This is a genomic window from Serratia sp. PL17 (assembly GCF_017832355.1).
GTDB lineage: Bacteria > Pseudomonadota > Gammaproteobacteria > Enterobacterales > Enterobacteriaceae > Serratia.
The window spans coordinates 248352-268349 of the sequence record NZ_JAFIBY010000001.1 but is presented as its reverse complement, the minus strand read 5'-3'; the positions used below and the strand labels follow the sequence as shown (position 1 = coordinate 268349).

21 protein-coding genes are annotated in these 19998 nt (G+C 52.2%); 13 read left to right on the top strand and 8 right to left on the bottom strand.

The features are described 5' to 3' along the window. Nucleotides 1-225: 225 nt before the first annotated feature. A complete protein-coding gene (locus JOE25_RS01315; protein ID WP_209632418.1) occupies nucleotides 226-918 on the bottom strand; it encodes a hypothetical protein in 693 nt (230 codons plus the stop codon). Nucleotides 919-1668: 750 nt separating this feature from the next. Between JOE25_RS01315 and JOE25_RS01310 the strand changes: the two genes are divergently transcribed. Next, nucleotides 1669-2976: an MFS transporter gene (locus tag JOE25_RS01310; protein ID WP_209632417.1), complete on the top strand. Its 1308-nt coding sequence runs from the start codon at nucleotides 1669-1671 to the stop codon at nucleotides 2974-2976. 109 nt (nucleotides 2977-3085) lie between these two features. Here the strand turns inward: JOE25_RS01310 and JOE25_RS01305 are convergent, their stop codons facing one another. Then, nucleotides 3086-3847, bottom strand: coding sequence for a hypothetical protein (locus JOE25_RS01305; protein ID WP_209632416.1), 762 nt, complete (start codon nucleotides 3845-3847; stop codon nucleotides 3086-3088). A 395-nt stretch (nucleotides 3848-4242) separates the two neighbouring features. Next, nucleotides 4243-5052: an isocitrate lyase/phosphoenolpyruvate mutase family protein gene (locus tag JOE25_RS01300; RefSeq protein WP_209632415.1), complete on the bottom strand. Its 810-nt coding sequence runs from the start codon at nucleotides 5050-5052 to the stop codon at nucleotides 4243-4245. Nucleotides 5053-5141: 89 nt separating this feature from the next. Here JOE25_RS01300 and JOE25_RS01295 point away from each other — a divergent pair, with 89 nt between their 5' ends. Then, nucleotides 5142-6059 carry a LysR family transcriptional regulator gene (locus JOE25_RS01295; RefSeq protein WP_209632414.1) on the top strand — a complete coding sequence of 306 codons (918 nt, stop codon included), beginning with the start codon at nucleotides 5142-5144 and terminating at the stop codon, nucleotides 6057-6059. Between the two features lie 38 nt (nucleotides 6060-6097). Here JOE25_RS01295 and cynR read toward each other — a convergent pair whose 3' ends face one another. After that, on the bottom strand, nucleotides 6098-6979 hold the full coding sequence (gene cynR / locus JOE25_RS01290) for a transcriptional regulator CynR (RefSeq protein ID WP_209632413.1): 882 nt from the start codon (nucleotides 6977-6979) through the stop codon (nucleotides 6098-6100). Nucleotides 6980-7093: 114 nt separating this feature from the next. On the opposite strand from cynR, the gene JOE25_RS01285 reads away from it, so the two are divergent. From JOE25_RS01285 to JOE25_RS01270, 4 genes are all read left to right on the top strand, one after another. Beyond that, nucleotides 7094-7747 carry a carbonic anhydrase gene (locus JOE25_RS01285; protein ID WP_209632412.1) on the top strand — a complete coding sequence of 218 codons (654 nt, stop codon included), beginning with the start codon at nucleotides 7094-7096 and terminating at the stop codon, nucleotides 7745-7747. Nucleotides 7748-7770: 23 nt separating this feature from the next. Beyond that, nucleotides 7771-8241 (top strand): cyanase, encoded by a 471-nt coding sequence (gene cynS / locus JOE25_RS01280; RefSeq protein ID WP_209632411.1) that lies wholly within the window; start codon nucleotides 7771-7773, stop codon nucleotides 8239-8241. A gap of 230 nt (nucleotides 8242-8471) precedes the next feature. Then, nucleotides 8472-8729 carry a YjhX family toxin gene (locus tag JOE25_RS01275; protein WP_209632410.1) on the top strand — a complete coding sequence of 86 codons (258 nt, stop codon included), beginning with the start codon at nucleotides 8472-8474 and terminating at the stop codon, nucleotides 8727-8729. A 58-nt stretch (nucleotides 8730-8787) separates the two neighbouring features. Beyond that, nucleotides 8788-9294 (top strand): N-acetyltransferase, encoded by a 507-nt coding sequence (locus tag JOE25_RS01270; protein ID WP_209632409.1) that lies wholly within the window; start codon nucleotides 8788-8790, stop codon nucleotides 9292-9294. Between the two features lie 49 nt (nucleotides 9295-9343). On the opposite strand, the gene JOE25_RS01265 is transcribed toward JOE25_RS01270, so the two are convergent. Both JOE25_RS01265 and JOE25_RS01260 read right to left on the bottom strand, forming a co-directional pair. Further along, nucleotides 9344-9844 (bottom strand): ATP-binding protein, encoded by a 501-nt coding sequence (locus tag JOE25_RS01265; protein ID WP_209632408.1) that lies wholly within the window; start codon nucleotides 9842-9844, stop codon nucleotides 9344-9346. Nucleotides 9845-10043: 199 nt separating this feature from the next. Next, nucleotides 10044-10931, bottom strand: coding sequence for a LysR family transcriptional regulator (locus JOE25_RS01260; RefSeq protein ID WP_209632407.1), 888 nt, complete (start codon nucleotides 10929-10931; stop codon nucleotides 10044-10046). A gap of 131 nt (nucleotides 10932-11062) precedes the next feature. Here JOE25_RS01260 and JOE25_RS01255 point away from each other — a divergent pair, with 131 nt between their 5' ends. Continuing rightward, the gene (locus JOE25_RS01255; protein ID WP_209632406.1) at nucleotides 11063-11797 is read left to right on the top strand and encodes an isochorismatase family protein; all 735 of its coding nucleotides are present in this window, start codon (nucleotides 11063-11065) and stop codon (nucleotides 11795-11797) included. A 31-nt stretch (nucleotides 11798-11828) separates the two neighbouring features. Here the strand turns inward: JOE25_RS01255 and JOE25_RS01250 are convergent, their stop codons facing one another. Beyond that, complete coding sequence (locus tag JOE25_RS01250) at nucleotides 11829-12176, bottom strand: antibiotic biosynthesis monooxygenase (protein WP_209632405.1); 348 nt, start codon at nucleotides 12174-12176, stop codon at nucleotides 11829-11831. 122 nt (nucleotides 12177-12298) lie between these two features. Between JOE25_RS01250 and JOE25_RS01245 the strand changes: the two genes are divergently transcribed. The 4 genes from JOE25_RS01245 (at nucleotide 12299) to JOE25_RS01230 (ending at nucleotide 16266) form a co-directional block, all read left to right on the top strand. Then, nucleotides 12299-12982, top strand: coding sequence for a metalloregulator ArsR/SmtB family transcription factor (locus JOE25_RS01245; protein WP_209632404.1), 684 nt, complete (start codon nucleotides 12299-12301; stop codon nucleotides 12980-12982). Between the two features lie 63 nt (nucleotides 12983-13045). Next, complete coding sequence (locus JOE25_RS01240; RefSeq protein WP_209632403.1) at nucleotides 13046-13753, top strand: glutathione S-transferase N-terminal domain-containing protein; 708 nt, start codon at nucleotides 13046-13048, stop codon at nucleotides 13751-13753. A gap of 135 nt (nucleotides 13754-13888) precedes the next feature. After that, nucleotides 13889-15316 (top strand): alkaline phosphatase, encoded by a 1428-nt coding sequence (gene phoA, locus JOE25_RS01235; protein WP_209632402.1) that lies wholly within the window; start codon nucleotides 13889-13891, stop codon nucleotides 15314-15316. A 383-nt stretch (nucleotides 15317-15699) separates the two neighbouring features. Beyond that, nucleotides 15700-16266, top strand: coding sequence for a GNAT family protein (locus tag JOE25_RS01230; protein ID WP_265557161.1), 567 nt, complete (start codon nucleotides 15700-15702; stop codon nucleotides 16264-16266). Here JOE25_RS01230 and JOE25_RS01225 read toward each other — a convergent pair. Further along, the gene (locus JOE25_RS01225; RefSeq protein ID WP_209634140.1) at nucleotides 16263-16886 is read right to left on the bottom strand and encodes a TetR/AcrR family transcriptional regulator; all 624 of its coding nucleotides are present in this window, start codon (nucleotides 16884-16886) and stop codon (nucleotides 16263-16265) included. The two genes, JOE25_RS01230 and JOE25_RS01225, sit on opposite strands and share 4 nt — an antisense overlap. A 97-nt stretch (nucleotides 16887-16983) precedes the next feature. Between JOE25_RS01225 and JOE25_RS01220 the strand changes: the two genes are divergently transcribed. Both JOE25_RS01220 and mqo read left to right on the top strand, forming a co-directional pair. Next, entirely contained in the window at nucleotides 16984-17823 is an 840-nt protein-coding gene (locus JOE25_RS01220) for an NAD(P)H-binding protein (protein ID WP_209632400.1), read from the top strand. Nucleotides 17824-18291: 468 nt separating this feature from the next. After that, complete coding sequence (mqo, locus tag JOE25_RS01215; RefSeq protein WP_209632399.1) at nucleotides 18292-19869, top strand: malate dehydrogenase (quinone); 1578 nt, start codon at nucleotides 18292-18294, stop codon at nucleotides 19867-19869. The last annotated feature ends 129 nt before the right edge of the window (nucleotides 19870-19998 follow it).

Sequence of the window (19998 nt, the reverse complement as noted above, 5' to 3'; positions counted from 1 at the left end):
GGTGAGATTTTAAATAAAGCTACTGTTTCTGACCTTACCATTTACAATAGCGTGTAAATATAATAATCATAATTATGGCAAATACTCCTGCCGGCCAGACAGGGCTGTTAGGGAAAAAATAACCTTGAAGCAGTGTGAAAATAAACGTGAGAATGATAGGACCATATAGTGATGATAAAAATCTAAGCTGCCACAGTAGAAATTTCTTTAGCGATTTAAGCATGGTTATCGAACCATTCGAGTAATGATGCTTGCTATGCCTAAATCAGACGCCCATTGTGCTTCAAGCGCACCCGCCCGCTCGAATACCGGTTCAATCAGGAAATACATCATTTCCAGTTGTTGCGTGTAAAGCGCCGAGTAGTAGGCAGGGTATTGGATGTGTAGGCGATAGGCACTATCCGCCGCTTTCTGAATTAAACCATATGTAGCGACTACCCCGGCAGCCGTACCAGCTGCACGTCCCGTAAGGGCGCTGAGTTGTATACGTAGATTCATTCCAATACGGACACTGGTAGCGACCGCTAAAGCATATCCGGCACCGGTAAGAGTGCTGGCGGCGATATGGATATTCACGGCCATTAGAGATTTTTTAATGTACTCTAATTGGTCATTATTTTTGTATTTGAGTATTTTTTCAAAATAAATACGAAGCATGTCATAGACCACATCACCATGCTGAACAATGCGAATAACACCATTTCTGAATCGCAGGTCTTCCGTCTTTTGTCGCTGACAAACATCGTTATATTCATCTGTGAAACAGGACGTATAATAAAGAAGACGGGTAGTACCTTTCCCTAAGATATCAATTTGATTTGTGATCTGCTGACCTACGGCAGAGACAGCATGATCGAGCTTCAGCGCAAGAATTTTATTAGCCTGTAAATAACTGATAACTTCATTATTGCTATACATAATCGCTCCTTGATCATTTCATTGTCGTGCAATAATACAAATTTACTTATAACACAAATAACCAATAGGGTGAAATTCAATCATCAGACTTATAATTTACCAGTCAATTCTGATTCTTCATCAATATAAGCAGATTCAGAAGGACGTTGTATTAGCTCCATACCCCCCCTTAAATTAACAAAAAGGAAGCACCAAGCCCCTATTAGTAGTACAAGTCAAGCTCCCACGTCTAAAAACAGAAACGACGCGTTTATTGGGATATGGCAGATATTTAGCGGTAGAGATGTTAGAATGAAATATTCGAATCCTGTATAAGGTTATATCCCTGTCACTTTGGCTTTCCTAAAACGAAATAACTTTATTTTATTCTGTTTTAACCACCTGATTACCTTATTTCCCTCTCTAAAATTGGTTTTGTGATTGGACTCTTAAAACCTGCGTTGATTTAGGCTGGTTATGCGTAATAGCTCACTAAATCGATTCATAACCTTTCGCCAATTATCTCGAAAAATAATAATAAGACACTGATAAATAAATAATTATCACATTCAATACAACTGTAACCAGGTTATCTGAACGCGTATTGCACATGCTTGTACATACAAGTATATGTAAATGTAAGGTTGCAGTTTTGTGATGACGCGAGTGCCGTCAGCGCCGATCGCAGTACCGATTACAGACATGGCGGAAACATGCGGCATTACCAATAAAAATAATGAATAACAAACTCAAAACCTATCACGAGAGATAATGATGAACACTGCAGAAAACGCGTTATCCGAGAATCAAACCGCCGAAAAGAAGGCGGTTAATTATAAGGTCATCTTCGGTGCCAGCCTGGGCAACGGGTTGGAGATCTTTGACTTCACCGTCTACAGCTTCTTTGCCGCTATTATCGGTAAGCTGTATTTCCCTAGCGACAGCGCCTACGGGTCTTTATTAATGTCGGTGGCGGTCTTCGGCGTCGGTTTTATTATGCGTCCGCTGGGCAGCATGGTCTTGGGCGCTTATGCTGACCGCGTCGGGCGCAAGGCGGCCATGTTGATGACCATCGTCCTGATGGGCGTCGGTACCGCTTTGATTGCCTTTGCCCCCACCCATGCGCAGATTGGCGTCTTCGCCCCCATACTGATTGTGGTCGGGCGACTCATTCAGGGCTTTGCTGCCGGTGGTGAAGTCGGTTCGGCCACGACGTTGTTGTTGGAGTCTGCCGGCGCCAATCAGCGCGGTTTCTTTGTCAGTTGGCAGGCGATTAGCCAAGGTATCAGCGCCCTGCTGGGTGCCTCTTTCGGGTTGTTGTTAACCTATTTTCTCTCAGAAGAAGCGCTCTACTCCTGGGGCTGGCGCGTGCCCTTTATTATCGGCCTGCTGATCATTCCTGCCGGCGTGTATATCCGTAAACACCTGGAAGAAACCTACAGTGGGGAAGCACAAGATAAAAAACACCCCTCGACAAACCCGGTGCTGGATTTGCTGCGTAACCACGTCAAAGACCTGCTGCTGGGCGTGCTGATTATCATGTCCGGCACGGTGATGGTTTATATTGTGCTGCTGTATATGCCAACCTATATGATGCAGACCTATCACATCGCAGGTCCTGTCGCCTACCTGTTCAGCTGTATCGCTTCCATAGTGCAAATCATCGCCGTGTATTACGCTGGCCGCTATGTGGATCGCGTGCAAAACTACAAAAAACCGCTGATTCTCTCGATTTTTGCCTCATTGGTGCTGATTTACCCGACCTTTTGGTTTTTGGGTTCCGCCGAGTATCTATGGTTAGCCATCGTTATCCGCATCCTGCTGATCGGCGCTCTGGGCATCAACATGTTAACGAGTACCATGCTGATCGTCTCAGCGCTACCGCGCCACGTCCGCGCCACCGGCACCTCGATGATATACGCTTTTGGCGTGACGCTGTTTGGCGGCTCGGCACAGCTTATCGTCACTTGGCTGCTGGATGTGAGCGGCAATCCACTGGCTCCAGCGTGGTACGTCACCGGTATGCTGACGATTAGCCTGATTGCAACCACCCTGTTCAGAGAAAGGCACAAAGACTGAGGGGAAAGTTCACGACCTGACCCTAGCCATCACACGCTGGCTTACCGTGGCGCCGGCCTGAATCATCGATTCGGGCTGGCGCAGCGCAGCAACAGTACCGTCGATATCACTAAGGCAAGCTTTGCTGCAGGCTAAGCAGATTCTGCGGTACCACTCTGATTAATCCTCCCCGGGGGGTGTCAATATCGGCGATCATCGCCATCGATAAAGCCACCATCGCCGGTAGCACCAGCGGGAAAATGCTTTTCCCTACCTGGCTCCGAGCGCTGTATCCCACCAACATGCAACAAATCAGCGCAATCACGATCAGCAAGATCCAGGCGGAAACCGGTATACGATTCAACCATGCGGCCTGGGTATAACCCTGTGTATTGATCACGTCGTTCATGCCTGACACCGCCAGCGCGACAATGGGTGTCGCCTGCTCTTTTGCCGCCTGCTGGATTTCCGACCACAGCTGCGCCTGTTGCCCATTGGTCTGTTCGGCAAGCGCCGCCAGAGCTTTGACGTCGCGTGTCTGGTAGTAGTCTATTCGCAGCTGGACATAGTGTTTTAGCAAACTGCGGATCTTTTCGCGCCTGTCGCTCGAAACCAAATCGGCCCGCAGAAATTCGGTACCTATGGCGTTGGCTTCCTCTTCTTCATAGTTTTTCCGCTGATCGTATCTGCTGATGGCCATAGAAAAACTAAAACCAATCAGCAACGCCAACAGCGTCAAGGTCGCTCCTTGCACAAGGTTAAAATCATCCAACTCTGCACCATCAAGGCGTTTTTTCCTTCTGAGCAGAAAAATACTTCCCAAAGACCCCAGCGACATCAGGGCAAAAAGCGCTAAAAACAAAAACAGAGGATGCCGGAGAATTTGCTCCATATGCTCGCCTCGTTGCTGAGTTATTGATTCATCAATATTTATTAGTAATAATTGCACAAAATAAACTCGTCAACCTGATTACAAAAGATAATATTATTATTCTGTATCGAACCCATGATGAGTAAGTTAATAACCTCAAGCTGTCACTTATTTTCTATTTTCCTTTCTGCTATTAAGGTGTCATATCACACCCTAAGATTAATGTTATTTCCATATGCTAAGCGCCTCGGGTTAGGCTGCCGGCCCTTTCGCCTTACGCGGACCGGCAGGATCAACCGTTTTATTATCCTCAGCTAATTAATTTGCCTTGGCGTCGGCTTGGTTCATCTTTTGGGGTTAACGTGACGCTGGAAATCACAGGCGTATCCCGTTTCTATTCTCAATAGAGCGATGGCTCAATCAGGAAAACAGCCATTGATGCGTGCATAGGGTGCCGCGTCACTAAACAAGGGTTCGGAACCGCCATCCGTAAGAAAATCCGTGGTCAATTTTGCGGTGTGCGACCATAACGTTTGCGGGATCCATGAGCCGACGCTGACCCGTCTTACTCCCAGGGCGGCAAGCTGATCGGCAGGCAAAAGACCGGGCCAGGCGATCACGTTTAGCAGCAGTTCCGTATTGTCGGAAATTTCACGGATGGCCTGCGGATCGGTCACCCCCAAAACAAACAGGCCGTCCGCCCCTGCGTCGCGGTACAATTTGGCACGCGCCAACGTTTCATCCACCTGCATGGCGGCAGGTACCAAATTGCGCGCGTAAACATCCGTACGGGCATTGATGTAAAGTTTGACGCCCATCCGTTCCGCGACTTTGCGCGCCAGGCCAATTTTTTCACATAGCGTTTGCGGCTGGTCCACGCCATCCTGAATATTGATACCGACCGCGCCGACATCAATAAAACGTGCTACTACACGTTCAAGGCTGTGTTCCGCCGTGGCATAGCCACCTTCAATGTCGACACTGAGCGGTACGTTAATCACGCGTGCTATCGAAGCGATACTTGCAAGATGCAGCTCCAACGGCAATTTATCTCCATCGCGATAGCCCAATGACCACGCAACGCCGGCGCTGGTTGTCGCAATCGCCGCGGCGCCAAGGCTTTCAATCAGTAATGCGCTACCGGCATCACAGGCATTGGGTAGCCGCAATGGATGAGGTTGACGGTGTAAATGGGCAAAAACGGTGGCGTTATTATTGAGGTCCATAAAATTCTCCCGAAAAAACGCATTCTAACCACCGCCAATATGGATGATAATAGCCACGAATTTCAGACATTCATTCCTTAGGAGAACGAATGGAAGAGCCTTCCTTACACCTGGTGAAAGCCTTTGTCGCAGTGGCGGAACACCAAAGCTTCGCTAAGGCGGCGCAAGCGCTGAGCATGACCCCTTCCGCAGTTAGCCGCTTGGTCAAGAAACTTGAGCAGCAGGTTGATATGTTGCTGATCAATCGCACCACCCGCGCAATGTCACTCACCGACGCCGGACAACGTTATTTCATTGATTGCAGTAACGCCCTTGAGCAATTACGTATCGCTTATGAGCGCATGCGCGATGAAAAAAGCCAGCCAAGGGGAACGCTACGGCTCAGCACTTCGTTGTCTTTTGGACGCCTCCATGTGGCACCGCATCTGTCGTCCTTTATGGTGCAATATCCCCAATTACGCGTAGACCTGCTGATGACCGACCGTTATGTCGATATCGTCGCGGAACGCGTGGCGGTGGCTATCCGCATCGGTCGTTTGCCGGATTCGAGTTTGGTCGCGCGTAAGCTTCTCAATAATCGTCGTATTCTGGTTGCCTCACCGCGCTATCTGCAACAATTTGGCGAACCCACCGATCTGGAAGAACTGCAACAGCACGCTTGTCTGGTATCGACGGCAAGCCACGACGGCGATAACTGGCGCCTGTTTGGTCCTGCGGGTGAAACCGTTTTTCGCCCCAAGGGCCGAATGCGTGCGGACAATGGTGATGCTGTTAAGCAATTTTGCCTCGACGGACAAGGCATCGCCTTTCATTCCGCAGTGACCATGGCCGATGCCATACATTTGGGGGCGTTGGTGCAGGTATTGCCGAAATGGGCTGGCAGAGAGACCGGGGTATATTCCGTTTATCCGCCGGGGCCCGTGGGGCCAGCAGCGCGAGCTCTGGTTGATTTCTTGACTCTGCGATGGCAGCAGGAACTCTGTCTGCAAACCGCCAGGATCCCGTGATTTGCGACCGCCAGGTTAGCCAGCATACCCGGACATCCCTACATAAAATTTTGCCGATGCAAAACCTCGATAAACGCCTGCGACGCTGCGCTACGGTAGGCACCCTTGCGTTGCAGCAATACCACCTGGCGCACAGGCATGGCGTCAATAAGTGATACCGGGTGCAACTGTGGGTTTTCTAAGGCAATCGCCGCCGGCAGCAAGGTCGCCAGTTGGCTACGGCGCACAATGTCAATGATGGCGCCAATCGCATTGGCCTCCATCGCCACTCGGGGACGAATGCCCAGCCGCTGGCAATAATCGTCGATAAACTGACGAGTCGCGAAGTCCTCACTGAGCAACACCAACGGCTGCTGTTCGAACGCTTGCGCAGACAAAGGTTCGCGCTGTTGAGCCAGCGGATGATGAGTCCCAACCATCATATTCAGTGACTCGCTAAACAAATCCTCTGCTTCAATATCCGCCGATTGCGCCTGGCCGAAAGCAATGCCCAAATCCAACCGATCTTCCGCCAACTGCGCCTCAATCCTGTCCTGCGTCATTTCATGAATACTCACCGAAACGCCCGGATAACGCCGATAAAAAGCGTCGATAACCGGCCCAATCAGATAGGCGGTAAACGTGGGTGTCATGGCTAACCGCAGGCTACCGCGTTCCAATGTCGCCACATCATGAATTGCCCGCGTTCCTGCCTCCAGATCTTGCAATGCCAGCCGGGCATAGCGCATCCAGGCCGCGCCGGCGTCGGTCAAACGTACCGCGCGTCCGGTGCGATCAAACAGGGGGGTGCCTAGTTGCTCTTCCAACTGCTTGATTTGCTGCGATAACGTGGGTTGGGAGACATGCAGCACTTCGGCCGCGCGGGTGAAATTACCCTGCTCGGCAACGGCGAGAAAATAACGGATGTGTCGTAACAGCATAGCGCACCTACTATTGGTAATTCCTATGGCCATCATTATAAATGGGTCTTAGACCCTATAGCCAGTACGGCGCATGATGCATCCATCGCTTAACAGCAACCCGATGGAGAAAATATGAAAGAAGTGATCGAGGGTTTTCTGAAGTTCCAGCGCGAAGCATTCGTCGAACGTACGGCATTGTTCCAGCAATTGGCTACCCAACAAAGCCCGCGCACCCTGTTTATCTCATGTTCTGACAGCCGTCTGGTGCCGGAACTGATTACCCAGCGTGAACCTGGCGACCTGTTTGTGATCCGCAATGCCGGCAATATTGTGCCTTCGTTCGGCCCCGAGCCGGGTGGCGTCTCCGCATCAGTGGAATATGCCGTCTCTGCGCTCGGCGTGGAAGATATCGTGATCTGCGGGCATTCCGACTGTGGCGCGATGACGGCGATTGCCACTTGCCAGTGCCTGGATCATATGCCGACCGTAGCAAACTGGCTGCGCTACGCCGATTCCGCCAAGGTGGTCAATCAGGCTTATCCGCATGCCTCCGAAGGGGAACGCGTCAGTGCTATGGTCCGTGAGAACGTCATCGCGCAACTGACCAATATTAAAACCCACCCTTCCGTTGCCCTGGCGCTTGAACAGGGGCGACTGAAGCTGCACGGCTGGGTTTACGACATCGCCAGCGGCTGCATCGAAGCGCTGGATGGTGAAACCCGACGCTTTATTCCGTTAGCCACTAATCCTGAAGTCACGGCAACCCCTGCCGTAGCCCGTTTTTAATTTCATTTATTAAAGGAGACAATATGACACAGTCACTGCATCACTCATCTTCACGCGAAGCCTTAACCGACATCATTATGGACGCCAAGATCCGCAAAAACCTGACCTTCGAAGCGATTAATGAAGGTACCGGCCTGAGCCTGGCGTTTGTCACCGCGGCGCTGCTGGGACAGCACCCGCTACCAGAACAGGCTGCCCGCGCCGTTGCCGCTAAGCTCGATCTGGACGAAGACGCCGTACGTCTGCTGCAAACCATCCCGCTACGCGGCAGCATCCCTGGCGGTGTACCGACCGATCCGACCATTTATCGCTTCTACGAAATGGTGCAGATTTATGGTTCCACGCTGAAAGCCCTGGTGCATGAACAGTTTGGCGACGGCATTATCAGCGCGATCAACTTCAAACTGGACATCAAAAAAGTGCCGGACCCGGACGGTGGCGAACGTGCCGTGATCACCCTGGACGGCAAATACCTTCCCACTAAACCTTTCTGATAGCCCATTGCCGGTGGCCCCCACCGGCAAATTGACAACCCGACAATCCTTGGCTAAATTAACTGCGTTCTAACGCCTTTCTGGCGTTTTTCACTACCCGAGGCCTGTATGTTGGAGATTGTAGCGACCCGATAGTCACTTCCTTGCCGTTTTGGCAGGAGGTTCTGACGTATCCGACACGCATTTGCGTGGGGATGCGTGTATCTGGGTTTACTGCAGGATTTCTCAACATGAACATTTCCAAAGCGGAACAACGCGTGCTGCACGTGTTGGCTAAAGGTGGTTATATCGCGTTCACCCGTGATAACGCGGGTCGTGTGACCCACGTTCAATGCTTTACCCGCGAAGGGCTAGGCCTGGCCGATTGCTCTCTACCCATCTTTACCAAACTCAAAACCAAACGCATGATCCTTTCCCGCCAGGGACGCCCTTATCGCGTAACTATCACCGGGCTGAAAGCCGTACGTGCGCAATTGGATAATCGCTAATCATTTTTACCGGTCAGGCCTAGGCTTTGGCCGGTTTCACTCTTATTTGGAGACTGTTATGACTTTTATTATTCGTCATGAAGAATCGGGCGACATCTGCGCCATCGAAGCCCTGACCGCTGCCGCATTTTTGAGTGAGGAGCACAGCAGCCATACGGAGCAGTTTATTGTCAACGCGCTGCGACGTGCCGGTGCCTTATCCTTATCTTTGGTTGCCGAGCGGGATGGCATACTGATTGGGCACGCCGCCTTATCACCGGTAACGATCAGCAACGGCGAGAAAGGCTGGTACGGACTGGCGCCGGTTTCGGTGCTGCCGGCTTACCAGAATCAGGGGATAGGCAGCCAATTGATCCGCCAACTGTTGACCGAACTGCAAGAAAGCAGCGGAGCGGGTTGTGTGGTGCTGGGCAATCCAGGTTACTACGGCCGCTTTGGTTTCATGGCACAGGCAGGTCTGACACTGCCGGGCATTCCAGCTGAGTATTTCCAGGCTCTGTCATTCAGTGGCCCATTCCCGCAGGGCACGGTCACTTTCCATTGTGCATTTGACGCTACGGTATAACGCTACATAAGGCAGTGCCCGAATCAGGGCCTGCCTTAACACAGGGTGTTTACGCTTGATCGCCATAACGGACAATGGTCAATCGTTCTTCTTCCGAAGGCCCCACAAAGTATTGAGTGAGTAAATCAAATGCCTCTTCGGTTAACACGAAGGGATGATCGCCGCGCTCGTTTCTGATTCTTATCCGGCTCTTGCACTGCGCATCGCTCACTTCCAAAAAATGCAGGCAATGGTCAACGCCAGCCCGATCGGCTAATTGCCTGGCCCACAGCCGGCGATCCGGCGTATTCATCGGGAAATCCAGTACCACAGACAGCCCATTAGCCAGCAGTTGCACAATGTGCTCACTCAACGCCTGGCGTAAGCGAGCTGAATAACGGGCGTAGTCTTGCAGGGTCGCCATCTGTTGTTCATACAACGTCGCCAACCAACTGTCTTCAACCAGCAACAATGTATCGGCTTGCTGTGCCAGGCTATTCGCCAATGTTGACTTGCCGGAGCCGGCTTTACCGCACATCAGGTGTAAAACGGCGGGGGGATGATTCTTCATAAGTGCCTCCTGGGGATATTATATTGCCAGTCGGAGGACCTTTTTGCCCCGCCTGACTGGCGGGGTTTCGCTTATAACAGACGCGCTATCCCACCACTCTGAGAATGGTGATAATAATCTGCGCGAATGAAAAAAGGCTTCTGTTCATCAGTTATGAATAAGACAAAAGGACCAGGCTGTCAACGATCAAAGAAACGCGCTAAGCGCACCAGGTGTCACGGATAAAATCGGCAAACAGCCGAACTTTTTGCTGAACATGGCGACGCGTCGGGTACACCGCGAACAGTTGATGGGTGTGGCTAACACTATCCGGGAATAATCGCACCAACCGACCTGCAGCAATCTCGGGATCGGCGACAAATGATGGCAACGAACCAATGCCTAACCCTGCGCCAATCATGTCACGCAGCATCAGGCTGTTATTTGCAGTGAACCGCGGTTTGACCACCACGCTCATATCTTCTTCACCCAACGTAAAATGCCAATGCCCAGGCTTTTCAGCTAATGAATATGCCAGACAATGATGCTGCTGCAACTGCACCAACGACTGCGGAGTGCCGTATTGCGCCAGATAAGCCGGTGCAGCACAAATCCGTTGCTGTACCTCGGCAAGGGCGCGGGCACTCAGAGAAGAATCCGGTAAATGGCGGCGAATACGCAGAGAAATATCAAAACCCGCCGCTACCACATCCAACACTCGGTCATCCAGGGTCAGTTCAACCTGAAGTTCAGGATAGCGTTGCATAAACTGCGGCAACAAGGGTGATAACACCATCAGGCCAAATGACAGCGGCGCATTGACACGTAACGTGCCGGCCACCCGTTGAGTCGTATCAGCAACCGACTGCTCCAGCGCATCAAACTCTGCTAATAACCGACACGCCTCCTGATAATACAGCTGTCCCGCCTCGGTCAGGCTCATGGTACGCGTGGTGCGCGCGATCAACACCGTGCCCAACCGAGTTTCCAACTGCTTGATCTGCTTGCTGAGGGCCGCGGGTGTTACCGACAAGTCCTCGGCTGCCTTGTAAAAACTGTTGCGTTCAACCACTCGGCGGAATGCCCGCATCGCCAGTAAAACGTCCATATAATTTCCAAAAAGTTAATTATAAATTAAATAAACCACAGATTATTAACCTAAACAACATCAGTAAACTCCAGATCAGCCACTTCATAACGTGAAGTGAAATCAATAAGTTGATCATCAAGGAGTTCAAAATGAAAAAGACCCTCATCGCCCTGCTGCTCGGCCTGAGCAGCGCAGCAACACCGCTCGCCTCGTTGGCGCAACCGACAGCGAACACCGCAACGCGTCAAGCTGGCTACGTTCAACCCCTTACTGCCGAAAACAGTCTGTTATTGATGGTCGATCTGCAAGACATGTTCGGCATGACCATCTCCTCTATTGATCAGACCAACCTGGTGAACAACGCCACGGGCATCGCCAAAGCAGCCAAGGTATTTAATGTGCCCACCATTTTGGCCTCAGCTAATGCCAAAAGCTTTGCTGGCCCGTTTTTTCAGCAGGTAACCCAAGCCCGCCCTGATTTGAAGGTGTATGACCGCACCGCGATTAACGTCTGGCAAGATCCTCGGGTGGTGGAACAAATCAAGCAGTCTGGTCGCAAGAAGATCATTATTGGCGGCCTGTGGACGGCCAGTTGCGTCATGTTGCCGGCGCTGTCTGCACTGGGAGAAGGTTACGAAGTCTACATTTTGTCGGACGTCACCGGGGATATCACCGCAGATACTCAACACAATGCGATGCAGCGACTGATTCAGGCCGGAGCCACACCGGTAAACTGGGTGGCGCTGATGCTGGAATGGCAGCAGGATTGGAGCCACAAAAACACGGCCGGCGGAGTTTTAAAGATTGCCAGTGAACATGGCGCCAGTTGGGGCATGGGGGCAAACTACGCTGGCGCAATGAACGTCGGCAGCGAAGCCAAATAATCGCGCCCTGATAGCCCGCTCTGGCGGGCTTTTAACCAACGTGATAGCCGCGACTGTCCTGAGGGGCCTGTTCCCGCTGATCCAGGCCATAATCGCGTACCACTTCTGCTACCCGCAGGCGATAGTACGCCAACACGTCATGGCGCCCACGCGCCTGCGCAGCCCGATGCTGTTCGATGTTGCGCCACTGTTGAACTGCCGCCTCATCACGCCAAAAGGAAAGCGACAGCAACCGCTGCGGATCGGCCAGGCTTTGAAAACGTTCAATGGAAATAAACCCGTCAATTTCCGCCAACAGCGGTTTCAGTTCGGCAGCCAAATTAAGGTAGGTTTCACGTTGCCCGTCGGCAGCCTGCAATTCAAAAATAACGGCAATCATAATGTGCTCCTGTCAGAGGTAAATTCAGGGCAAACTGCCATGAGGTTCTCCCTCACGCCAGGCCGGTGTGAAGACACATCCTAGCGCTAGACTGATTGCAATACTTCGCCTAAGCTCGAAATATGAATGACATCCATATTGAAGACCGTTTGGCAGCGCTGACTGCCGCCATTGCCGACCGAACCCGGGCACGTATGCTGTGCCTGCTGATGGATGGGCGTGCCTACACCGCAACGGAGCTCAGTGCGGCGGTTGAAGTGGCGGCCTCTACCGCCAGCGGCCATCTGGCGCGCCTGCTGGAGCAGCGATTGATCCTGTGTATCAAGCAGGGGCGCTATCGCTATTTCCGTCTGGCCGGGCCGGCGGTCGCAGCCGCGCTGGAAACGCTGATGGCGCTGGCCGGTGTCGAAAAACCCATCGTAAAAAGCAGTACCCCAACGTCCCTGCAGTTCGCCCGTACCTGTTATGACCATATGGCCGGTGAAATCGCGGTAAAATTGCACGATCGTTTGCACCAGCTATGCTGGCTGGAAGGCGACGAACATTACCGGTTGAGTGATATGGGCCGGACGGCTTTAACTCAGTTGGGCGTTGACTGTTCTGCGGCACTTTCCCGGCGGCGTTTCGCCTGCGGCTGTCTGGACTGGAGCGAACGTAAAGCCCATCTTGGTGGCGCACTGGGTGCCGCGTTGCTCAATACATTTATCGAACGCAGTTGGATCCGACGCCAACTCGATAGCCGCGAATTGCAACTCACCCCCGCCGGTAAAAAAGTGCTGAAAGCACATTTTGATATCACGCTCTAACCCTGCGCCGCGTTAGCTTTGCTGCAATACTGAGAAAGCACAACGTCAACCCGAGGACTCTTCATGATCGATCAAACCCAATTCCCGATCGTCAAACGCTGGCCCGCCCAGCATCCTGAAAGGCTACAACTTTACTCTCTGCCTACGCCCAACGGCGTCAAGGTTTCCATCATGTTGGAAGAGATAGGTCTACCTTATGAACCGCACCTGATTGATATCGGCAAGAACGAAACATGGACACCGGAATTTCTGTCGCTGAATCCGAACGGTAAAATCCCGTCGATCATCGATCCCGATGGTCCTGATGGCAAACCACTGGCCCTGTTTGAATCCGGCGCCATCCTGTTATATCTGGCGGAGAAAAGCGGGAAGTTTCTGCCGCAGGATCCTGCCCTGCGTTATGAAACTATTCAGTGGGTATTCTTCCAGATGGCGGCGGTCGGCCCCATGTTCGGTCAACTTGGTTTCTTCCACAAATTCGCCGGCCGCGAATATGAGGATAAACGCCCATTAGAACGCTATACAAATGAATCCAAGCGCCTGCTCGGAGTGCTGGAAAGCCGACTGGAAGGCCGTGATTGGATCATGGGCCAGGATTACAGCATCGCCGACATTTCACTGCTGGGTTGGGTGCGTAATCTGATCGGCTTCTATGAAGCCCGCGAGCTGGTTGAATTCGACAGTTTCCCACGCGTGGGACAATGGCTGGAGCGTGGTCTGGCACGCCCGGCAGTGCAGCGCGGTTTGAATATCCCCGCCCGCAACGCATAATTTATTGCCTGGGATAGCCGCCCGGCTATCCCATTCTCACTCCCGTCATAAAAGTGTCACGCACCTGCTCTACCCTCCTTACGTAACAAATTGATGCTAATTATGTTGTTATATTACGACAAGGAGCTTTCCCCCATGCAACATTCCGTTTCCCTGATCGCCGGTGCCGTGTTATCCGCCTTACTGTGTGCCACCGCCTTCGCCGATGACACCACCGTCAATACCGCAAGCCTTTCCGAGCGTGCAGCACGCGGCGACATCGTCGAGCCTGGTGGCGCACGCCGACTGAGCGGCGACCAAACCGCGGCACTGAAAGCGTCACTGTCCAACACCACGGCCAAAAACGTGATTTTGCTGATCGGCGATGGCATGGGTGATTCTGAAATTACCTCGGCACGTAACTATGCCGAAGGTGCAGGCGGCTATTTTAAAGGCATAGATGCCCTGCCGCTGACCGGCCAATATACCCATTACTCACTCGATAAAAAAACCCACAAACCTGACTATGTCACCGACTCCGCCGCCTCAGCGACCGCATGGTCGAGTGGCGTTAAAACCTATAACGGGGCTCTCGGCGTCGACGTCAACGGTAAAGATCAGCCGACGCTGTTAGAGATTGCCAAAGCTGCGGGTAAAGCCACGGGCAACGTCTCTACTGCCGAACTGCAAGACGCTACGCCGGCAGCACAAATTTCTCACGTTACCTCGCGTAAATGCTACGGCCCGGAAGAGACCAGCGAAAAATGCGCAACCAACGCGCTGGAAAACGGTGGCCGTGGTTCCATCAGTGAGCAGTTACTCAAAGCCCGCGCCGACGTCACGCTCGGCGGAGGTGCCAAATCCTTTAATCAGCTCGCGAAAAGCGGCGAGTGGAAAGGAAAATCACTGAAAGACCAAGCAACGGCACTTGGTTATCAATGGGTTGAGAACCTCGATGCCCTGAACGCCGTGAGCGTGGCTAATCAGCAAAAACCGCTGTTGGGGCTGTTTTCCGGCGGTAATATGCCCGTTCGCTGGCAAGGGCCGAAAGCCACCTATCACGGCAATATCGACAAACCGGCGGTAACCTGCGAAAACAACCCGGCACGCACTGCGGATATCCCAACGCTGGCAGCCATGACAGAAAAAGCTATCGATCTGCTGAAAACCAATCAAAACGGTTTCTTCTTGCAGGTTGAAGGGGCGTCGATCGACAAGCAAGATCATGCCGCTAACCCATGCGGTCAATTTGGTGAAACTGTCGATTTGGATGAGGCCGTACAAAAAGCGCTGGAATTCGCCCGTGCCGATGGCAATACCCTGGTGATCGTCACCGCTGACCATGCCCACTCCAGCCAGATTATCGCTGCCGATGCCAAGGCCCCCGGCCTGACGCAAATGCTGACCACCAAAGATGGTGCGCCAATGACCATCAGCTACGGGAATTCAGAAGAAGATTCTCAGGGGCACACCGGCACACAATTGCGGGTCGCCGCCTACGGCCCACATGCCGCCAACGTGGTTGGGCTAACCGATCAAACCGATCTGTTCTATACCATGCGTGACGCCATGGCGATTAAGTAAGCCCGTGGCTGGCTAAATCTGCCCCCCATTCATCCTTTGTCTTTCAGGCGGTGAATGGGGCCTTTACCCTTTAACCCCCCCCTGCGGCTGCTATATTGAAGCGCCATTTTCGCTTATGAGAAGAACTCTTTATGGCGTTACTCCGTTGGGCTGGTTCCTTGTTTGCTTTCATGCCGTCTCTCGGTGAAAATCGGTTTTGATTCTGTCTGTGATATCAGGCAGGCTAAGCCTCATTCTCGAAGGCCTGATCACTCCCGGCAACGTTGAGCTGCAAGTGACTGCTCTGAGTATCATGACCGCTGGTCCAACCCTGCAAAAACTGTTACCCCGCTTGTTGAAAAACCGGTGTCAGCCTGCCCAACAATAAGGAGCTATTTTTGAATGTGATCACCTTGCCCTTCGCCACAGAACGTCTGCAACTGCGCCGCTTTACGCCTGCCGATCTCGATGCCTATGCAACTTACCATCGCTTGCCAGAGGTTTATCGGTACCTGTACGCGCCAACACCCAACGACGCGCAACTGGCCGACCTGCTTGCCGATGCAGTGGCTTCGCGCTTTAGCAAAGACGGCGACGTTTTTTATTGTGCCGTCACGGTGAAAGACAGCGGCGATCTGATCGGTGAAGTCCTGTTAAAGCTGGCCAATCGCGCCGCGTTACAAGGAGAGATTGGCTATATCTTCAACCCGGCCTATGCGGGTAAGGGCTATGCCATTGAGGCCGTACGGGCAGTCCTGGAGCGCGGGTTTAACCAAGTGGGTTTTCACCGTATTTTTGCCCGTCTCGATGCCGCCAATCGTGGCTCGATCGGCGTGGTTGAACGTTTGGGAATGCGTAAAGAAGCGCACCTACGACAAAATGATCGCTTCAACGGTGAGTGGGGTGATGAGCTGATTTACGCTCTGCTGGCTGAAGAGTGGAATCAGGCATTGGTGCAAGACAAGCTTTAGGCATCTGCCAGCATCTTTGCCGCCATCTGTTTATAACTCGCCACCAACTCGCGGCCCTCATCCGGGCCGGTACTCACCGCGAGCCGCATCGTGGCTTCCCCCAAATGCATCAACAAGAAGGCAGCATGCTCAACCGATGCAGGATCCGCTTGCGGCCGCAGTCGACGTATCGCCGCTGCCAGCAATGCCCCGTTCAGCCGGCTTTCCGCCACTTCCTCTTCGCGCAGAGTCTTGTTGGCCTGTGTCGCTGCCCAGATATCCCGCATGACAGGTTCAGCCAGAAACAACGCATAATATTCATCGATCAGGCAGTTAAACGCTTCAATTAGCTGGGGTAACGACTGGACTTGGACGAGCCCCTGTTCAATACATTCACGCGCTTCCTGGTTATAACCTTGTGCCAACACGCGGACGATCGCCGTTTTATCCGGGAAATACTGATACAACGCCCCGATAGAAATACCGGCATTCTGCGCCACTTCACTCATGCGCATTGCATCGCTGCCCTGCGCGGCGATCAGTGCAGTCGCACAATCCAGAATCAATTTTACCTTTTCCCGGCTACGCGTTTGGCTGGGTTTACGCCGCAATGCGGGCGATTTTTTTTGCTTATCATTCATCATGCATCGTCCTTTGAACAAAAAACTGCCTTGACAATAATACGAGGGTTTATCATATTTACAAAACATGAGTAATACTCACATTTGGAGCAACACCATGAACACCAACCAAAACGGGTCACCTATTCTGGTTTTAGGCGCGACCGGTAAAACTGGCAGCCGCGTAGCAGCACGGTTACAACAGCTGGAGATACCCGTACGCGCAGCGCATCGTCGTGCAGCCATTCCTTTCGACTGGCAAAATAGCACCACCTGGCACACGGCCTTACAAGGTGTCAAAAAGCTGTACCTCAGTTTCCAACCCGATCTCGCCGTGCCGGGCGCCATCGATACCCTGGAGCACTTTTGCCAACAGGCAGTAAATCGTGGCGTGCAAAAAATTGTGCTGCTCAGTGGCCGGGGTGAAGACGAGGCTCGCCAAGCGGAGGACGTGGTTAAAAACAGCGGTGCAGATTGGACGGTGTTGCGTGCCAGTTGGTTTATGCAAAATTTCAGCGAGAGTTTTATCCTCGACGATCTGCTAAATGGCCAGGTTTACTTGCCGCCGGGTGAGATCCCCGAACCTTTTATTGATGCAGAAGATATTGCCGACGCTGCGGTCACGGCCCTCACCCAGCCTGGCCACAGCAATACGTTGTATGAACTGAGCGGTCCGCGTTTGATGACCTTTGCGCAAGCGGTTGGCGAAATCGCCCTTGCCAGCGGACGCGAGATCCACTACCAGCAGGTGCCTGTCGCCGATTACGTCGGCTACCTGCGGGAAGCGCAACTACCGGCGGAAATGATCGCACTGTTGGAATATCTATTTAGCACCGTACTGGACGGGCGCAACGCTTCAGTGACCGACGGCATTCAGCGCAGTCTGGGGCGTGCGCCGCGTGATTTTAGCGCCTACATCGCCGACACGGCTGCCAGCGGCGTTTGGCAACCGCGTTAACATTCATCACCCAGGCAGCCGCAGGGGGCGAATATATTCGCCCCGATTAATTCATGCGCCCCCCCAATCCGGTATAACTGCAAATATATCGCGGGTATTCCATCGATATGCGATGATAACGAAATATCGTTTAAATCAGCGACAATTAAACCCTGCAAATATAGCGGTTATATTTAAATAAAAATACCAAATGAATTATTCCTGCCTTTAATCCGCTTTTTTTAATTACAAAAGTAGTTTTTAACAATATTGCAAACAATAATATCCCCTCAGTAACCAGAGTTGAACAACCTGTCCCCAGACAGCCTGTAATAATCCACTTTTCGTTAAAAAAAACGATTAACAAAAAGACATTATCACTGCGACTCGGCTTTGCCGGGCGGGTTAGTTTTACTTATTTCCAGGGTAGCTCCCGATAAATTCTTTCACCTGCAATGAGTAGAATTTACACACAAGAGATTTAATTTAATGAGAAAATTACTCGTCCTGATTTTCTGTCTGAACCTGTTTGGCGTTACGCAACAGGCCGCAGCAGAAGAGAATAAGACCGTTGATGTGGTACTGATCGGTGGCGGCATCATGAGCGCCACGCTGGGGACTTACCTGCATGAGCTGGAACCAAACTGGTCCATCGACATGTACGAACGCATGAACGGTGTGGCAGAAGAAAGCTCCAACGGTTGGAATAACGCCGGGACAGGCCATTCAGCCTTCGCTGAAATGAACTACACCCCAGAGAAAAAAGACGGCACCATTGATATCAGCAAAGCCGTGGTGGTAAACGAGTCTTTTGAAATCTCTCGTCAATTCTGGTCTTATCAGGTGAAAAATAATGTCCTGAAAGATCCAAAATCTTTTATTAACAGCGTGCCACATATGAGCTTTGTTTGGGGTGACGATAACGTCAACTTCCTGCGCAAACGCTATGCAGCGCTGCAACACAGCACCCTGTTCCGTGGTATGGAGTACTCAGAAGACGCCAACCAAATTAAACAGTGGGCCCCACTGGTGATGGACGGTCGCGATCCGAAGCAAAAAATTGCTGCGACCCGTATGCCGCTGGGCACCGACGTGAACTTTGGCGTGATCACCCATCAACTGGTGGATACGCTGACCAAAAATCCAAACTTCAAGCTGAACCTGAGCCATGAAGTCCGCGACATTAAGCGCAACGCCGACAACACCTGGCGCGTGACCGTGGCCGATCTGAACCGTGACGGTAAAGAAACCACCGTGAATGCCAAGTTCGTGTTTATCGGCGCAGGCGGTGCGTCCCTGACCCTTCTGCAAAAAACCGGCATTCCTGAAGCAGACGGCTATGGTGCTTTCCCGGTCGGCGGTCAGTTCCTGGTGACCACTAACCCGGACATCGCTAACCAACACCTGGCCAAGGTTTATGGCCTGGCCAGCGTAGGTTCACCACCGATGTCGGTTCCACACCTGGATACCCGCATGCTGGATGGCAAGCGTGTCTTGCTGTTTGGCCCGTTCGCTACGTTCTCCGGCAAGTTCCTGAAAAACGGCTCGCTGTTCGATCTGCTGCATTCCCTGAGCACGTCCAACCTGATGCCGATGACCCACGTCGGGCTGGATAACTTCGACCTGGTGAAATACCTGGTTGGTCAGTTGATGATGAACGACGACGACCGTTTCGCAGCGCTGAAAGAGTACTTCCCTGAAGCCAAACAGGCCGACTGGAAACTGTGGACTGCCGGCCAACGTGTGCAGATCATCAAGAAAGATGATGAAAAAGGCGGCTTGCTGCAGTTCGGTACCGAAGTGGTCAGTTCTGAGGACGGCAGCATTGCCGCTCTATTGGGCGCATCACCGGGTGCTTCCACCGCTGCACCAATCATGTTGCACATGATGGAAAAAGTCTTCAAAGACAAAGTGGCGACGCCAGAATGGCAGAGCAAACTGAAAGAAATTATCCCGTCTTACGGCCACAAGCTGAATGGGGATATTGAAATGACGAACAAGATCCGCGGCTACACCAGCAGCGTGTTGCAGTTGGACTATATCGAAGTGAAGCCGGAAACAAACTGATACCCGTTTCCCCCTTCTCTCAAGGCCGCCTCGTGCGGCCTTTTTTATTTCCCGCCACAGCAAGAGCACTTTTCGCTACCTTTTACACCCCAGTTAACACTTGCGTAACCCGGTTACGCAGCCTATTAT

Bases quoted from the DNA above. Each gene is read 5' to 3' on its own strand.
- JOE25_RS01315 (WP_209632418.1), bottom strand. From the start codon at position 918: ATGTATAGCAATAATGAAGTTATCAGTTATTTACAGGCTAATAAAATT.
- JOE25_RS01310 (WP_209632417.1), top strand. From the start codon at position 1,669: ATGATGAACACTGCAGAAAACGCGTTATCCGAGAATCAAACCGCCGAA.
- JOE25_RS01305 (WP_209632416.1), bottom strand. From the start codon at position 3,847: ATGGAGCAAATTCTCCGGCATCCTCTGTTTTTGTTTTTAGCGCTTTTT.
- JOE25_RS01300 (WP_209632415.1), bottom strand. From the start codon at position 5,052: ATGGACCTCAATAATAACGCCACCGTTTTTGCCCATTTACACCGTCAA.
- JOE25_RS01295 (WP_209632414.1), top strand. From the start codon at position 5,142: ATGGAAGAGCCTTCCTTACACCTGGTGAAAGCCTTTGTCGCAGTGGCG.
- cynR (WP_209632413.1), bottom strand. From the start codon at position 6,979: ATGCTGTTACGACACATCCGTTATTTTCTCGCCGTTGCCGAGCAGGGT.
- JOE25_RS01285 (WP_209632412.1), top strand. From the start codon at position 7,094: ATGAAAGAAGTGATCGAGGGTTTTCTGAAGTTCCAGCGCGAAGCATTC.
- cynS (WP_209632411.1), top strand. From the start codon at position 7,771: ATGACACAGTCACTGCATCACTCATCTTCACGCGAAGCCTTAACCGAC.
- JOE25_RS01275 (WP_209632410.1), top strand. From the start codon at position 8,472: ATGAACATTTCCAAAGCGGAACAACGCGTGCTGCACGTGTTGGCTAAA.
- JOE25_RS01270 (WP_209632409.1), top strand. From the start codon at position 8,788: ATGACTTTTATTATTCGTCATGAAGAATCGGGCGACATCTGCGCCATC.
- JOE25_RS01265 (WP_209632408.1), bottom strand. From the start codon at position 9,844: ATGAAGAATCATCCCCCCGCCGTTTTACACCTGATGTGCGGTAAAGCC.
- JOE25_RS01260 (WP_209632407.1), bottom strand. From the start codon at position 10,931: ATGGACGTTTTACTGGCGATGCGGGCATTCCGCCGAGTGGTTGAACGC.
- JOE25_RS01255 (WP_209632406.1), top strand. From the start codon at position 11,063: ATGAAAAAGACCCTCATCGCCCTGCTGCTCGGCCTGAGCAGCGCAGCA.
- JOE25_RS01250 (WP_209632405.1), bottom strand. From the start codon at position 12,176: ATGATTGCCGTTATTTTTGAATTGCAGGCTGCCGACGGGCAACGTGAA.
- JOE25_RS01245 (WP_209632404.1), top strand. From the start codon at position 12,299: ATGAATGACATCCATATTGAAGACCGTTTGGCAGCGCTGACTGCCGCC.
- JOE25_RS01240 (WP_209632403.1), top strand. From the start codon at position 13,046: ATGATCGATCAAACCCAATTCCCGATCGTCAAACGCTGGCCCGCCCAG.
- phoA (WP_209632402.1), top strand. From the start codon at position 13,889: ATGCAACATTCCGTTTCCCTGATCGCCGGTGCCGTGTTATCCGCCTTA.
- JOE25_RS01225 (WP_209634140.1), bottom strand. From the start codon at position 16,886: ATGAATGATAAGCAAAAAAAATCGCCCGCATTGCGGCGTAAACCCAGC.
- JOE25_RS01220 (WP_209632400.1), top strand. From the start codon at position 16,984: ATGAACACCAACCAAAACGGGTCACCTATTCTGGTTTTAGGCGCGACC.
- mqo (WP_209632399.1), top strand. From the start codon at position 18,292: ATGAGAAAATTACTCGTCCTGATTTTCTGTCTGAACCTGTTTGGCGTT.